11 protein-coding genes are annotated in these 16,407 nt (G+C 57.7%); 4 read left to right on the top strand and 7 right to left on the bottom strand.

The window, feature by feature from the left end; genetic code table 11:
• Window positions 1-28: 28 nt before the first annotated feature.
• Genes F4X08_13245 through F4X08_13230 form a run of 4 tightly spaced genes read right to left on the bottom strand, consistent with a single transcriptional unit; the run spans window position 29 to window position 7,023 of the window.
• The gene (locus F4X08_13245) at window positions 29-784 is read right to left on the bottom strand and encodes a class I SAM-dependent methyltransferase (GenBank protein ID MYD26768.1); all 756 of its coding nucleotides are present in this window, start codon (window positions 782-784) and stop codon (window positions 29-31) included.
• Between the two features lie 38 nt (window positions 785-822).
• Window positions 823-3,213, bottom strand: a complete 2,391-nt coding sequence (locus tag F4X08_13240) for an FtsX-like permease family protein (protein MYD26767.1) — start codon at window positions 3,211-3,213, stop codon at window positions 823-825.
• Window positions 3,213-4,643, bottom strand: a complete 1,431-nt coding sequence (locus F4X08_13235) for an NAD(P)/FAD-dependent oxidoreductase (protein ID MYD26766.1) — start codon at window positions 4,641-4,643, stop codon at window positions 3,213-3,215. The genes F4X08_13240 and F4X08_13235 overlap by 1 nt, the downstream gene beginning before the upstream one ends.
• Before the next feature lie 4 nt (window positions 4,644-4,647).
• Window positions 4,648-7,023: an FtsX-like permease family protein gene (locus F4X08_13230; GenBank protein MYD26765.1), complete on the bottom strand. Its 2,376-nt coding sequence runs from the start codon at window positions 7,021-7,023 to the stop codon at window positions 4,648-4,650.
• Window positions 7,024-7,259: 236 nt separating this feature from the next.
• Between F4X08_13230 and F4X08_13225 the strand changes: the two genes are divergently transcribed.
• Window positions 7,260-8,267 (top strand): cobalamin-independent methionine synthase II family protein, encoded by a 1,008-nt coding sequence (locus tag F4X08_13225; GenBank protein ID MYD26764.1) that lies wholly within the window; start codon window positions 7,260-7,262, stop codon window positions 8,265-8,267.
• 7 nt (window positions 8,268-8,274) lie between these two features.
• Here the strand turns inward: F4X08_13225 and F4X08_13220 are convergent, their stop codons facing one another.
• Together F4X08_13220 and F4X08_13215 are read right to left on the bottom strand one after the other, a co-directional pair.
• The gene (locus F4X08_13220) at window positions 8,275-10,689 is read right to left on the bottom strand and encodes an FtsX-like permease family protein (GenBank protein MYD26763.1); all 2,415 of its coding nucleotides are present in this window, start codon (window positions 10,687-10,689) and stop codon (window positions 8,275-8,277) included.
• Window positions 10,690-10,794: 105 nt separating this feature from the next.
• The gene (locus F4X08_13215; protein ID MYD26762.1) at window positions 10,795-12,390 is read right to left on the bottom strand and encodes an SLC13 family permease; all 1,596 of its coding nucleotides are present in this window, start codon (window positions 12,388-12,390) and stop codon (window positions 10,795-10,797) included.
• An 886-nt stretch (window positions 12,391-13,276) separates the two neighbouring features.
• Between F4X08_13215 and F4X08_13210 the strand changes: the two genes are divergently transcribed.
• The 3 genes from F4X08_13210 (at window position 13,277) to F4X08_13200 (ending at window position 15,651) form a co-directional block, all read left to right on the top strand.
• Entirely contained in the window at window positions 13,277-14,167 is an 891-nt protein-coding gene (locus F4X08_13210; GenBank protein MYD26761.1) for a hypothetical protein, read from the top strand.
• Window positions 14,164-14,910, top strand: a complete 747-nt coding sequence (locus F4X08_13205) for a hypothetical protein (GenBank protein ID MYD26760.1) — start codon at window positions 14,164-14,166, stop codon at window positions 14,908-14,910. The genes F4X08_13210 and F4X08_13205 overlap by 4 nt, the downstream gene beginning before the upstream one ends.
• A 345-nt stretch (window positions 14,911-15,255) precedes the next feature.
• Complete coding sequence (locus F4X08_13200; GenBank protein MYD26759.1) at window positions 15,256-15,651, top strand: rhodanese-like domain-containing protein; 396 nt, start codon at window positions 15,256-15,258, stop codon at window positions 15,649-15,651.
• 63 nt (window positions 15,652-15,714) lie between these two features.
• Here the strand turns inward: F4X08_13200 and F4X08_13195 are convergent, their stop codons facing one another.
• Window positions 15,715-16,398 (bottom strand): M48 family metallopeptidase, encoded by a 684-nt coding sequence (locus F4X08_13195; protein MYD26758.1) that lies wholly within the window; start codon window positions 16,396-16,398, stop codon window positions 15,715-15,717.
• Window positions 16,399-16,407 lie beyond the last annotated feature (9 nt).

The raw sequence follows: 16,407 nt of genomic DNA, 5'->3' as shown, positions 1-16,407 counted from the left end.
TTTCTCACGTTGTTGGTTCTGATTCACCTCACCCCTTCTTCACCGCCGAAAACCGCAACCGGATGTAGTCTGCCGTCCATGCGCCGTCCGCATCGCACAGGCTGGGCCGCATGGCTTCCCGGACCTCGTCCAGAAACTCCGGTCGGTCCGCGACAGGAACCCGGGACGTGAAGCTTTCGGCGAAGGTCTCGAGCCAGCCGCCGATATCTCCGGGCAACGGCGTGGGCCGGGGGATCAGCGCGATGTACTGCACGTCGAACCCCTGCCGGACCAGCCGGCCCCTGTATTCATCGTCGGTGGGGAAATACCACGGATTGATTCCCTCCTTCCACAGGCCGCGCCGCTTGAGTGCCTCCGTGAGTGCCAGTACAATGGTATTCACGCACCCGTGCCCGCCGCACTCCGCCACGAATCGTCCGCCGGGTTTCAACGCGCGGCGCACGCCCACGATCACCTCGTCCGGATGGCCCATCCAGTGCAGGGCGGCGTTGCTGAACACCGCGTCGAATTCGCCTTCGAAATCCAGCGCGTGCCCGTCCGTGACGTGGGCGTCGAGACCCAGCTTCCGCGCCGCCTCGATCTGCTCCGCGCTGCTGTCCACGCCGACGACGCTGCAGCCCATATCCACCAGTTTCGCCGTCAGCGCCCCATCGCCGCACCCCAGGTCCAGGATACGTTCGCCGGGTTGCGGATCCAGCAACTCGAACACGGGCATGCCCAGGTCCGCGACGAACCGGGCGTTGCGGGCATAGCGTTCCGGGTCCCAGGATTGTGCCGATTTCATCCGTTCTTCCATCCGTTTTTCCATCCGGTCCTCATTTCTCACTCACTGCGCAGCACTTCCGCGGGATTGGCCAGCGCGGCCCTGGTCACGTGATAGCCGATGGTGGCCATCGAAATCAACAGCGCGGCGCCGGCGGAAGCAAAGAAAATCCCCCACCCCATCTCGATCCGGTAGGCGAAGCTCTCCAGCCAGCGTCCCATGATCAGCCAGGCCGTCGGCCACGCAACGAGATTGGCCACAAGCACGAGCACGACGAATTCGGCGGACAGCATGCCCAGCAGGCGGCGCACGGAAGCGCCCAGCGCCTTTCGAATACCGATCTCCCGGGTGCGCCGCTCGGCCGTGAACGAGACCAGGGCGACCAGACCCAGGCCGGTCAGGAAAACCGCCACCAGGGCGAACACGCCGAAGAAGTAGCCGATACGCATTTCGTTCCGGTACTGGCGGCCGATGTCTTCGTCGAGCAACGTAAAGGCGAAAGGAAAATCGGGGAAGAAATCCGACCATGCCGCTTCGATGTAATCCAGGGTGCTCCTGATATCCTCCGGTCGGATCCGGACCACCAGGTGCAGGCCGGTGCCGTGAAAGAGCACCAGCGGTTCGATTTCCAGGTGCAGGGTCCGAAAGTGGAAGTCCCGGACCACGCCGATCACCGTGTGCGTGTATCCACTGGCGAACCGGATCTGCTGCCCGATGGCCTCTTCGGGCGTTTCCCAGCCCAGGACGCGCACCGCCGCCTCGTTGATCACGATGTGCTCCCACTCCGTGTCGTTTCTGAAAGCCCCGCGATGGGACCGGCCCGCGAGCAGTTCCATGCCCATCGTCTCCACGAAGTCCACGGAGGCCTGGAAACCATGGATGCTGTGCCTGACGTGATCCGGGTCCTCTACACGCTGCATCGTGCCCGTCGACGGTCGGCCGACGGTGCCGAACAGGCCGGGCAGGGTGATGGCCTGGCTCACACCCTCCACAAGGGGGTGCTGCAACAGGGCATCTTTCCACGGCTGGTAGTTGGTCGCCACTTGCTCGACCGTCGGAATCACGATCACCTGGTCCTTTTCGAAGCCCAGATTCTTGTGCTGAATGAAGTTCAACTGGCTGAACAGGATGCCGGTGCCGATGATCAGCGCGGTGGAAATGGCGAACTGAAAAACGACCAGGATCTTCCGGGACCATGCGCCGCCCGGCAGGTAGGGCCGTCCTTCCTTGAGCCCGGGAATGGCCCGCATGGAGGAAAACACGAGGGCGGGGTATGCGCCCGAAAGGAGTCCGATGAGGACCGCGATGACCGGCAGGGCGAGCCACCACAGGGGATGCAGCGCGTGGTCCGAGGCTATCGACTGGCCTAGCAGCGCGTCGAAATACGGCGCGATGAAGTAGACGGCCGCCAGGGCGATCAACACGGCCAGGATGGTCATCAGGACCGATTCCCCCAGGCACTGCCGGATCAACTGCCCCCGGGACGCCCCGAGTACCTTGCGCATGCCGATCTCGCGGGCCCGGTGCACGAACTGTGCGGTAGACAGGTTTACATAATTCACCGAAGCGATGACCAGGATGAACAGCCCGATGGCGATCAGGATGTACACGTAGGCCACATCGGTGTTTGCGCCGTGCTCGTTCTCGAGATGGGAAAAAAGGTGTATGTCGGTGACGGGCTGCAGCGACAATTCGTAACGGTCGAGATCTTCCAGGTAACTCGCTTCGACATGTCTCTCCACGAAACCGGGCAATTTCCGCTGGGTCTCCTCCAGCGGATGGCCTACCGGCAAGACGATATAGTTATAGAACAGCGTGGAGAACCAGATCCCCGCAGACCTGTTCCATTCGAACTTGTCGTATGCCGAAGCCAGGGAGATCAGGAAGTCGGCGTGGAAGTGGGCGTTTTCCGGTATGTTCTCCATGACGCCGGTGACGGTCAGCAGCATGTATCCGTTGTCGGCGATGATGGTTTTGCCCATGGGATCTTCATCGCCAAAGTACTTCCGGGCGGTGTCTTCGCTGATGACCACCGTGTACGGCGATTCCAGGGCGTGATCCGGATCGCCTCTCACCAGGGGAAAAGTAAAGACGTCGAACAGTGCATTGTTGACCCAGTACACGCTTTTCTCGTAGTAGATCCGGTCTTCGTGCTTCATGATCCACGTGCCGATGGTGGGAAGCATCCGGGCGAAGTGCTGGATTTCGGGGAAGTCGGCCTGGAGCATCGGACCCAGTTCACGGGGCGACCGCGCGCTGTCGTTGAGCGTTACCCGGTAGATGCGGTCGGCCTTTTCGTGGTAGCGGTCGTAGCTAAGTTCGTAGCGCACGTACAGAAAGATCAGGATGGCGCATATCATCCCGACGGCGAGACCGAGGACGTTTATGGCCGTATAACTCCGATACCGGCCCATGTGCCGCAGGGCCATGGAGAGGTGGCTTCCTGTCATCAATCCTTTCCTTCTGTCCTTGTTACGTCCCGGGCGGGCACGGTCTTGTCCGCGGCGGGCACGGTCTTGTCCGCGGCGGGCACGGTCTTGTCCTTGCGCCCGGCGCGTCCGCCGAACCGCCACTCGCGTTCGACGATCAGGCGCGCGCCGCGCCGGAACGTCACGTAGGACCAGGCCCAGTGCAGCACGACGAGCAGCCGGTTCTTGAATCCGACGAGGAAGTAGACGTGGACCACCAGCCACGTGATCCACGCGAACCAGCCGGAGAACCTGAGCTTGCCGATTTCCGCCACGGCGCGGCTGCGGCCGATGGTCGCCATCTGGCCCCGGTCGACGAACCGGAAGGGCTCCCGCGGCTTGCCCGCGAGGTCGCGGCAGATCGCCCGCGCCACGTACCGGCCCTGCTGGATCGCCACGGGCGCCGTACCGGGAAGCGGCGCGCCGGTCTGGTGGGTAAAGCAGGCCTGGTCGCCCGCGACGAACACGTTCGGATGGCCGGGGATAGTCAGGTCTTCGTCGACCACCACGCGACCGCCGCGGTCTAACCTCACGTTTTCACTCCGGTCCGTCTCGACGCCGCTCCCGCGGTCTGTTCGAGCGCGTTCCGGTTGTTGTCCAGGTCGGCCGATCAGTCCCGCGACTTCAACCCCCCGCACCCCAGCCGCCCAAAGCACTGTAGAGGACGCAATGCGTTCCGGTCCCGCCTGCACGCCGTGTTCGTCGATGTCCGTCGCCAGGGTGTTCGGCCAGACCTGCACGCCGAGCTTTTCCAGGTCCCGCGCCGCACGGGCCGCCTGCTGCTCGGAGAACATCGAGAGGATGCGCGGACCCGATTCGATCAGGATGACCCGCGTGAGCCGGGTGTCGATGTTCCGGAAGTCCCTTGCAAGCGTGAAACGGCTCATTTCCCCGATGGCGCCCGCCAGCTCGACGCCGGTCGGGCCGCCGCCGATGACGACGAAGGTCAGCAGCTGCCGGCGTGTCTCGGGATCGTCGGTCCGTTCCGCCGCCTCGAAGGCGCTCAGCAAGCGCCGGCGGATCTCCGTGGCCTGCGGTATCGTCTTCAGGCTGGGCGCGTTTTCCTCCCAGTCTCCGTGGCCGAAGTAACTCGGCATCGACCCGCAGCAGAGCAGCAGGTAATCGAACTCCAGCCGGCCGAAGTCCGCCGATACGGCCTGCGCCTGCAGGTCGACCCCCTCGACCGATCCCTGAAGCACCGAGATGTTTCGGCAGCGGGCGAGCACGCTCCGTATGGGCGTGGCAATGTCGGCGGGTGACAGGCCGGCCATGGCCACCTGGTAGAGCAGCGGCTGGAACAGGTGGTAGTTCTGCCGGTCGACCAGGGTAACGCGGACGTCGGCCCTGCCGCCGAGTTTCTTGGCCGCGTTCAGTCCGGCGAAGCCGCCTCCGACGATGACGACGTTTTTCATGGGGTCACTCGTTCCGTAGCACGTCCGCCGGATTGGCGAGTGCGGTCCGAACCACGCGATAGCCGATGGTGACCAGCGTGATTAGCAGGGCGGTGACGCCGGAAAGAAAAAAGATTTCCCAGCCAATCTCCGTACGGTAGGCGAAGGACTCCATCCAACGTTGCATGATCAGCCAGGCCGCCGGCCAGGCAAATACATTGGCGATGAGCACGAGTCCCACGAATTCGCCCGACAGCAACGCCAAAACCTGTTGGATGGAAGCGCCCAACGCTTTGCGCACGCCGATCTCCCTGGTTCTTCGTTCCATCGTGAAGGAAACCAACGCGAACAGGCCCAGGCAGGCAAGGAAAACAGCCACCAGGGCGAATACGCCGAAAACGTAACCGATCCGTACTTCCGACCTGTACAGGCGTTCGATGTTCTCGTCGAGAAATGTATACGCAAAAGGAATGTCTGGGAACATCCGCAACCACTGGCTTTCAATGTAATCCAGCGTTTGTCCCGGATCACCGGGATGAAGCCGGACCGTCAGATGGAGACCGCCGCCCAGAAACAGCACGAGCGGCTCTATCTTCAGGTGCAGCGATCTGAAATGGAAATCCCGGACCACACCGATAACCGTTCCAGTCCAGCCTCTACCGAAAAGGACCTCCTTGCCGATGGCCGCCGCCGGCGTATTCCAGCCCAGCACACGCTGCGTGGTTTCGTTGATTACGATGTTCAACGCTTCGGAATCCCTGGACATCGCACCGCTATGAGACCGGCCGGCGAGCAATTCCATGCCGAGGGTCTCCACGAAGTCCAGACCGACGTTCAGGCCCTGCACGTCATGCCGGATATTGCCCGGATCATCGGCCCGCTGTATCGTGCCGGTCGATACCTGGCCTATGTTCCCCTCGAGCCCCGGCAGGGAATTGCTGTGGGTCACTCCGGCCACGCCGGTATGTTGCAGCAAAGCTTCCTTCCACGGCTGGAATTTGTCCAGGACGACATTTATAGTCGGTATAACGATCACCTGGTCTTTATCGAAACCCAGATGCTTGCTCTGGAGGTATGCCATCTGATTGAACAGAATGCCCGTGCTGATGATCATCGCGATGGAAATCGTAAACTGGATGACCACCAGGATCTTCCGCGAAAGTCCTCCGGCCGCAGCGAGTTGCGGCCCTCCCTTCACGCTTTGAACCGGCTGCAGGGCGGAAAGCAGCATCGCCGGGTAGCTTCCGGACAACAAACCCACGAGCAGCGCACCGGCCGGAAGGACGAGCCACCAGAAACCGGACCCCGCGAATTCCGTGGTTACCGGTTTTCCCGCAAAGCTGTCGAAATACGGGGAGATCAATGAAATGGCCGCCAGGGCGATCACCAGCGCCATGGAGGTTACCAGGACCGATTCTCCCAGGAACTGCCGGATCAACTGAAAGCGATACGCGCCAAACACTTTACGCAAGCCCACTTCTCTGGTCCGGCCGGCAAACCGGGCAATTGACAGGTTGATGAAATTGATACAGGCGACGGACAGGATGAAGAGCGCTATGGCCGAAAGGATGTAGACATAGGTGATATCGCTGTTGGCGCCGGTCTCGTGTTCGAGATTGGAATGGAGATGGATGTCCGTCACTGGCTGCAGAAAGAGTTCGAAGCTGCCGCCCCGTTCCCTGAGCCCTTCCCCGATGTGCCTTGTCACGAAAGCGGGAAGCCGCTCCTCAATGGCTGCGTGCGAATGACCCTCCGGCAGCACGATGTACGTGTAGAAATTGATCCACGACCAGTATCCGAGATCCTCCTGAGACGCGGAGGTCAGCGAAATGAAGAAGTCGGCCTGAAAGTGGGTATTTTGCGGCGTATTTTCCATGACCCCGGTAACGGTCAGCATCATGAAGCCGTTGTCGGCGACAATCGTTTTGCCCATCGGATTTTCTTCGCCGAAGTATTTCCGGGCCGTGTCTTCGCTGATCACGACGGCGTAGGGCGCTTCCAGGGCCGTTCGGGAATCGCCGCGGATCAGCGGGAAGGTAAAGAGGTCCAGCAGGGCGTTGTCCGCCCAGTAGACCCGGTTCTCATAGTAGATATTCCCTTCGTGTTTCATGATCCACGTACCGGTCGTCGGGAGCAGCCGGACGAAACCCTGGATCTCGGGGAAGTCCTCCTGCAGCGCCGGCCCCAGGGCCGGAGGCGTCCTGGCGTCGTTGTTGACCGCCACCCTGTACAGGCGGTCCGCCTTCTCATGATATCGGTCGTAACTGAGTTCGAAGCTGACATAGAGGAAGATCAGCATGGCGCAGATCATCCCGACAGCCAGGCCGAGAACGTTGATGGCCGTATATCCCTTCTCCCTGGCCATATGGCGAATCGCTATGTTTAGGTAGCTTTTAAGCATATCGGGTATCTGGAGATCGGGCCGTGTAGATCAGGAGGCGCCCTGCTGACGTAGAGTGCGCAATCAACACTTTACAAAGCGGCTGCGGCAATACACTGTTGATTACACTTGTGTCGGTATTGATACCAACTTTGAGATGCATAATGTACATTTCATTTTGTCGTCATGTTATTTGAAAAGCCCTGCGTCCGGATCGATCCCGAAGCAGGTCCTTGCTTACCTAGGGAGTTTCCGTAATGGCAAAACCCGAGATCAAGACCACCGTGGTCGGCAGCTATCCCATCCCGGACTGGCTGGCGGCCTATCCCACCACGCCCAACCTGATCGACGCGGCCAAGGTGATCCTGAAGACCCAGGAACTGGCCGGGATCGATGTGCTCACCGACGGGGAGCTGTCCCGCTTCGACGTCGGCCACCCGGAGACCAACGGGATGATCGAGTATTTTATCCGGCCCATGTCCGGGATCACAACGGAGGTCTCCCGCGAGATCCTCGCCGATTTTCGGAAGCGCGAGGGCATGGCTTTCCGGAGTACCCCGGGCGGTATCGTACGCGGTAAGATCGGGGAAGGCGCGCTCAACCTGCCGTCCGCATGGCAGACCATGCGAACGCTCACGGACCACACCCTCAAGTTCACCGTCACCTCGCCCTACATGCTGGCCAAGACCCTCCTGGACGAGCACTACGGCGATCTGCGTGCCATGACGATGGATATTGCCGAGGTGTTACGCAGGCAGGTCGCCGAGATCGACGCGCCGATCCTGCAGGTGGACGAGGCCAACCTGACCGGCCATCCCGAGGATGCGGACTGGGCTCACGAACCCGTCAACCACGTGCTTGGCGCTGTGCAGGGCGAGAAGGGACTGCACCTCTGCTTCGGCAACTACGGCGGGCAGAGCATCCAGGCCGGCCTTTGGAATGACCTGATGGGATTCCTGAACAATCTGGACGTCGACCATCTCGTCCTGGAGTTCGCGAGGCGGGGTTACGACGAGCTGCCGATGTTCAGGGATTTGCGCGAAGACATTGCACTGGGCGTGGGCGTGGTCGACATCAAGGACAACGGCGTGGAATCGCCGGACGAGGTCGCCCGGCGCATCGAACACGCCGTCGACGTGCTCGGACCGGAGCGCGTACGCTGGGTGCACCCCGACTGCGGCTTCTGGATGCTCCCCCGCAGCGTGGCGGACCGCAAGATGGCCAGCCTCGTGGCGGGGCGGGACCTGGTTCTGGACCGGGCGTAGTCCGTCCTCACTCGCCCCGTAGCACTTCGGCCGGATTGGCCAGCGCGGTCCGGATCACGTGGTATCCGATGGTGATCATCGTGATCAGCAGGGCTATTCCGCCAGAGGCGAAGAAGATCCCCCATCCCATCTCGATCCGGTAGGCGAAGGACTCGAGCCAGCGGTTCATGAACAGCCGGGCGGCCGGCCAGGCGATGGCGTTGGCGAGGAGAACGAGAGCCGCGAACTCGGCGGACAGCAGGACGAGCATGCGGCGTGAGGATGCGCCCAGCGCCTTGCGGATACCGATCTCCCGGACCCGGCGCTCGACCGTGTAGGAGACCAGCGCGAAGAGGCCCATGCAGGCGAGCAGCACCCCTACCACCGCAAAAACCGCGAAGACATACCCGATGCGCTCTTCGGCCCGGTACAGCCGGTCGATATCCTCGTTGATGAAGGAGAAGGTGAAGGGGAAGTCCGGGAAATACCGCGCCCAGGCCTGTTCGATAAGATCCAGCGTACGCGTCGTCTCCCCGGGCTGGATCCGGACCACCATGAGCTGCCCGCGGCCGTAAAGGATCACGAGCGGTTCGATGGGCAGGTGCAGCGACCGAAGGTGGAAGTCCCGGACCACGCCGATGACGGTCTGCGTCATGCCGATGCCGAACTGGACCTGTTCTCCCAGGGCCTCTTCGGGCGTATCCCAGCCCAGGACCCGGAGGGCGGACTCGTTGAGCAGGATCTTGTCGGATTCGGCCTTGCTGTCCAACGGGCCGCTGAACGACCTACCCGCCAGCAATTCGAGTCCCAGAGTCTCCGCGTAGCCCGCGGCGACGATAATGCCCTGGAGGTCGTGCTTGACCTGGTTCGGATCGTCAACGCGCCAGGCCGTTTCGGAGGTCACCCACCCGATGTTCCCCTCCAGGCCGGGCAGGTAGACGCCCTGGCTCGCGTCCACCACCCCGCTGTGCCTGAGCAGTTCGTCCTTCCAGGGCTGGTATTGGTAGGCCACCTCGGCGATCGAGGGAATGGCGATTACCTGCTCCCTGTCGAAACCCAGGTGCTTGTTCTGGATGTAGCTGATCTGACTGAACAGAACCCCCGTGCCAATGATCAGCGCGATGGAAATGGCGAACTGGACGACGACGAGCACCTTCCTCGAAAGCGCCCGGTCCGTTTCGTGCGGCCGGCCTGGTCGGCCAAGGCACGCTGACCGGCCTTCCTTGAGTCCGGGAACCGTCCCGAAGGCGGAGAGCCGGATGGCTGGATAGCCTCCGGACAACAGGCCGATGAAGACCGCCGCGGCCGGCAAGGCCACCCACCAGACCGCATTCCCCATGAACCCCGCGGATGCCGGCATGCCCGTCAGCGCGTCGAACCAGGGAGATACGAGCCAAACCGCCAGCAGGGCGATCAGCAGGGCCGCGAAAGCCAGCAGGACTGACTCTCCCAGGTACTGCCGGACCAGGTGCAACCTTGACGCGCCGAGTACCTTCCGCATGCCGATCTCCCGAAACCGGTGGACGAACTGCGCAGTGGTCAGGTTCACGTAGTTGATGCAGACGATCACAAGAATGAAGAGGCCCATGGCGGCCAGGATGTAGACATAGCTGATATCGGTGTTGATGCCGGGCTCGTTCTCGAGGTGGGAATACAGGTGTATATTGGTGACCGGCTGCAGCGAAAACTCGTAGCGGCCGCCGCGCCGCTGGAGCTGCTCGCCCACGTGCCGGTCCACGAAACCGGGAAGCTTCGCGGCCAGCTCCGCCGGTGAAACCCCTGGTTCCAGCATGATGTAGGTGTAGAAGAAGAACGAATCCCAATTCTCCCGGGACCATCGACCGTACTCCTCGTACCCCGATGCCAGCGAAATAAAGAAATCGGCCTGGAAATGGGTATTCGCCGGCATGTTTTCCAAGATCCCGGTGACCGTCAGCAGCATGAAGCCGTTGTCGGCTACGATCGTCTTGCCCATCGGATCTTTGTCGCCGAAATACTTGCGGGCCGTATCTTCGCTGATGACCACGGTGTACGGCGCTTCGAGCGCGCTTTCCGGATCGCCCTGGACCAGAGGCAGCGCGAAGAAGTCGAACAGCGAGCTTCCCGCCCAGTAGACCGCTCTTTCGTAGTAAATCCGGTCTTCGTACTTCATGACCCAGGTGCCGGTCGTGGGGTGCAAACGCAGCAGGTCCTGTACTTCAGGGAAGTCGGCCTGCAGCGCGGGCCCTACGCTGCGGGGTGTTTTTGCGTTGTCGTTGAAGACGACCCGGTAGATCCGGTCGGCCTGTTCGTGGTAGCGGTCGTAGCTCAATTCGTGTCCGACGTACAGGAAGATCAGAATGGCGCAGGCCATGCCGACCGCAAGGCCAAGGACGTTGACCAGGGTGTAACCCTTGTTGCGGCTGAAGTGACGCAGTGCGATGACCAGGTCGTTATTGAGCATGTCCGACTCCACGGGACGCGGCGCGCGTTACACCGGTGGGTTACTCAGGCGGGGATTCGCCCTGCCGGCAAGGAATTCGCCCCTGCTGGCCGGGATGCATGGGAATCAAACCCCCAGCATCCGCATCATCATCGTATATACGAGTAGGGTAATCAGGACGACGCCGGCCAGATTCAGCCAGAACCCGGCGCGGATCATCTGCTGGATGGTGACGTGGCCGGACCCGAAGACGATGGCGTTGGGCGGCGTGGCGACCGGCAGCATGAAAGCGCAGCTGGCGGCGATGGCGGCCGGCACGATCAGCATGTAGGGGTGCAGGTCGAATACCGGTGCCAGTGCGGCCAGGATGGGGATGAACGTGGCCGTGGTGGCGGTGTTGCTGGTCAGTTCCGTGAGGAATATCACCAGCGCGATGACGGCCATGACGAGCAGCAAAACAGGGATGTCGGACAGGATCCCCAGCTGGTGCCCGATGTACTCCCCCACGCCGTTGACACGGATGGCCGCTGCCAGGCTTAGGCCGCCTCCGAAGAGCAGGAGGATCCCCCAGGGGAGCTTCAGGGCTGTTTCCCAGTTCATCACGAATACCCGCCGTTTCACGTCCACCGGCACGACGAAGAGGACCAGGGCCGCGACCATGGCGATGACCGGATCGGACAGGCCCGCCAGCGGGTGCATATCCCCGATCCGGACGTTCAGCAGCAGCGGCCTTGTAATCCACGACACGGCCGCGAGCAGGAACACCGCCAGGACAATTCTTTCCCCCCGCGACATGACGCCCAGTTCCCGGTAGGCTCTTTCCGTCACTTCCCTGCTCCCCTCAATGCGCTCGCCCCGCAGGGGATACAGGACCCGGGTCAGCATTAGCCAGGCCAGCGGCAGGAAGACGGCCACCAGGGGAAGCCCCACGCCCATCCACCGCACGAAGCTGATCTCCTGGCCGAGGTTGGACTGGATGTAGGAGGCGAGGAACACGTTGGGCGGGGTGCCGATGATCGTGCCGATGCCGCCGATGGACGCCGCGTAGGCGATGCCCAGCAGCAGGCACAGGGCGAAATGGGGCCGCGCCTTCGATACGGCCCCGACGTTATCCGCGCCGTCACCTCCGGTACTGCCGTTCCCACCGCCGCCTCCCACGCTGCCGGGTTCCACCTGCTCCACCAGGCTGATGATGCTTAGCGCGATAGGCAGCATCATGACCGCTGTGGCCGTGTTGGACACCCACATGCTGAAGAAGGCCGTCACGCCCATGAAGCACGCCACGATGCCCGCCGGATGGTCGCCGGCCGCACGCAGCGCACGGAGGGCAAGACGTCGATGGAGCCCCCAGCGCTGCATGGCCAGGGCAATGAGAAAGCCGCCCATGAAGAGGAAGATCAGTTCGTGGGCGTAAGGCGCGGCCGCAGCGCGTACCGAAGCCGCGCCGGTCAACGGAAGGGTGACCAGGGGCAGGAGCGCCGTTGCGTACAGCTCAACGGCCTCCGTCATCCACCAGACCGCCATCCACGCCGCCAGCGCCATCGTGGCCCGGCCCGCGTTCGAGAATTCGACCGTCTCGCCCGCGCTGTTCGGGTACGCGTGGGGCAGCAGGCCGTAGAGCAGGAGTGCCAGCGCGGGACCGGCGATCAGGCCGATCCACTGGATGGTGGTTTTAAGGCTTTTGGGATTCGCGGAATTGGGCGACTTCCTTGATCTATCCATCCAGAGGTTTCACCCTAGAAAAGAAGTGCTTTCATGTCTGGCATGAGATTTTTCAAAAACGATGTGCTGACAGTTCACGACAATAGCAAAATTTCTCCAGCTAACTAATCTGTACAATTAAGCACACAAGCAGGATATCGTTAGAAATCGCTTCGGCATAGTATCTGATTAAATTAGTATTGCGACGCCTACAGTAAAATAGTATAATTGTAGTACCGAACAGCAAGTTACGTTCGGTCGGACAGGGCGGTCCTGTCTGCCTTCATACCGAAAGGAGATACCCAGTGTCTGTGTCGGCCTGGGTAGGCATCGGCGATACTTCGCCGGACGATTACGACAAACCCTCAGACAAATCTGGTCGAGATACCCTTGGTTTTTCGCTAACCCTTGCCTTTGAAGATAGCCTTACGTTTCTAGGTTCTTTCCCAGACGACTTTTCAAACTGATTTTAACTTCACCACCCTGCAATTTGGGCAAGGATTACACAACGCGGAAGTCTCTCGAAGACTATGTCGAATCACTAATCCGAGTGATTCGAGAGTGTATCCGCACCTTCCATCCTAAATAGGTCGATATACTGGCAGGTAGATAGTTCGTAAAATAACAGCGAAATCGTATGGATTGACTTGTAATGGAGTACAAGTTGTTTATCTGACATCATTAGGTCTAACATCGTGAAAATGAAAACACCTACCATATGTACAATTGGTGGAGATTACCCGCTGACTTTATAAGTGACCTGAGACTTAAGTCGACAAAATTGCTAACTAGATAGCAGACAACACGTGTTATATAAAACCCAAAAGGTCATTAGCGGTAATTTCAAAACAACGTCGGGATATTTGCAAAACAGAGCGTTACGGCCCAATGGAATAGACCAAGAAAAATGAGGCGGAAGTTGAATGACTTTCAGATTGAGGAAATACAGGAAGATCAGTATCTCCAAGAAGAAATGGGTAGCAAACCTAAATTCTGGTTCAATCGATCCGAATCTGAAGATGAATTATGGCTTTTTAAATACCATCGAGAGGGTAGGGGCGAACATTGGGCTGAAAAAGTCGCATCTGAAGTTGCAGAATTACTCAATATCCCACATGCGATTGTCGAGTTAGCAGTTTTCAGACAAACCAAAGGAACAGCGACCAAGTCATTTACCGATCGTTACCACGAACTGATACATGGTAACCAGCTTCTGAGTTTTATTTTTAATGAATATGAGCCAGAAAAGGTACAAAAGCAATCAGACCATACCCTGTTTAATATCTGGAGTGTTCTTGAGGCAGTGTTTGAACAAGAAAAATCCGAAAGTGCTAAGCAAACATTTTGTGAATATATAACCTTAGATGCGTTTATTGGTAACACTGATCGACATCATGAAAACTGGGGAGTATTGATGGATTTTCATATGGTGTCGAAATCCGTGGCACCGTCATATGACCACGCATCATCTCTGGGAAGGGAAATCAATGATGATAGGCGTATTCGATTGCTAGAAGAGGATAGAGTTGGACGGTATTCGGAGAAAGGCCGAAGCCCGATTTACAGATCTAGCGAAGATACAAGAGGACTAAGCCCCCTTGGGGTCGTGCGCACGGCATTCAATGAATCACCCGGATCTTTTAGTGCCGTTTTGCAACGACTAGACCAACTTGACGAAAGCAGCCTTGAGGAAATCGTTAATCGTATTCCAGATGATTGGATGAGCATACACGCTAGAGAATTCGCAATGGGTTTAATGTTGTATAACCGTGAAAAACTATTGGAGATAGACTCGTGAACTTAAGAACACTTTTTCTTGCTTGGCAAGATCAAGTAACAACCCGTGAATGGTATCCCGTAGGTCGACTTGATGCCGATATCAATGAACCTTTCTTTAGGTTTCGTTATATCTACGGTGCTAAACGAGCAATGGAACAAGCGCGATTCGCTCCACTGGTTGAATTCCCTAGTTTTGACCAAGAATATACGTCTAAAGAGTTATTTCCGTTGTTTAAGAATCGAATTCTGAATCGATCGAGACCAGAATTTGAGGACTACCTAAAGAGTTTTGATCTCTGTGACGAAGCAGATCCAATTGAGATACTATCTATTAATGGCGGGAATCGTGTAACTGACTCTTATGAGGTATTCCCGAAAATCCGCAAGGAAGCAGATGGCAGCTTTACGTGCCGGTTTTTCCTCCACGGAACTCGACATATCAATAAACCGGCAATGTCCCGACTACGTAAATTAGAAGAAGATGAACCACTGTATGTAACCTTGGAATTAACCAATCCTGTTTCAAAGGTGGCGGTTCAAATCCAAACATTGGATTATCACATGATTGGTTGGTCACCTCGTTACTTGGTGTATGATTTAACTAAAGCAATGAAGGAACATCCCGAATACAAAGCCAGAGTGTTAAAAATCTACACCCCTGATTCTTTCTCATGGATGCAGCGGATCCTGATTGAAATGAGCGGAAGCTGGACGAAACACAAGCCCATGAGTGGGAAAGAGTTTCAGACTCTTGTCCATTGATATCTGGTTATTTCAGATTAAACACAAACTGCGAAGGTGAAACCATTAATCGATAGACCGGTCGAGTAACTCAAGTTAGGATTCTGTTAAAATTTACATTCCTCGAGTATCGCCCGCCTTTGATCTGGAGTTCAGATAAAACTCACAATATCAAGTGGATTTTCTTGACTGGTGACCGTGTAAACAATTCCATTAGTGTGAAATACCATAGTAGGTATTTTACACGGATAAACAACCCAGCACGCTAAGTTGCTATACAAGAGATGTGCTGGGTTATTTGTTGGATTCACTAAGCAAGAAGTGTAGTAAAACAACCCACGATAGTCCATACCAACTGGAGGCTCCATGAAAGATCAGATCGCACACTATGAGGACAAGCTGAAATACGAGACCGATTCCTTTGACCTGTGGGAATCCATCACCCTAGGCAAGGACGTCGTCGTAGTGGACTCGCGGTCCGAGGAAGCCTACGCGGAACGCCATATCCCTGGTGCTGTCAATATACCTCACTGGACCATGGATCCAGTCACCACGTCCAACCTTGACAAAGATGCACTGTATGTAACCTACTGCGACGGTATCGGCTGCAACGCGTCAACCAAAGGCGCGCTAAACATGGCCAGGCTGGGTTTCAGCGTGAAGGAACTTATGGGCGGGCTGGACTGGTGGATGCGGGATGGTTACGAAACGGAAGGCCTGCAGGCCACCGAAGGAAGGGCGCTAGTCTGTGGCTGCGGATAATCATAAAAACAGATGAATTGACGACTTAGATAATACCTGATACTGCTTTATTCGAACTGCGTTCTAGATATCCTGTTCGAGAATCTGGCCGTTCTCTTTAAGCCATCTCTGCGCCTTCTCCATTAATGGTGCATGCGTCCTAACGATATTCCAGAATCGGGAGGTGTGGTTTGCCTCCATCAGATGTGCAAGTTCGTGAACGATTACATAGTCGATTACGAACATAGGTGCTTTGATTAAACGCCAGTTTAAGTTGATGTTGTTTTTTACGGTACAAGAGCCCCATCGGTAGCGACTATCCATGATCTTCGCACTGGCAAACTCCACTCCCAGCGTACTGCCAAACGATTTTACTTTAGGTATTAGATACTCTTTCGCTCGGTCGACATACCACTTGTGAAATACCTTCCTACGTTCTCCCACCAAAGAACTCGGTACAAGAAAACGTTGCTCTAATCGTATCTCGGTCGTATCACCAGTGTAGATTTCGATCTGATACTCATAGCCAAGATATAGAGCAGATTCTCCATTTACTATCTCCTTACCAGGCGGATGCGGCCGGGCTTCGTACTTCTGCAGGTGATTCGTCTTCTCATATATCCACTGGCGTTTCGATTCGAAAAATTCCCTAATTACCTCCTCCGAAGTTGACGTAGGAGCAGAGATCACGATCTGCCGGTTACGCTCAACTGTAATAGTCAACTTCTTTCGTTTAGACGATCGCTTTACTTTGTAATCCACGTTCATCATCAGTTA

Source organism: Gemmatimonadota bacterium (assembly GCA_009841265.1).
Taxonomy (GTDB): domain Bacteria; phylum JAAXHH01; class JAAXHH01; order JAAXHH01; family JAAXHH01; genus JAAXHH01.
The sequence above is the reverse complement of the archived record's forward strand: the minus strand, read 5'-3'. Positions and strand labels throughout refer to the sequence as shown.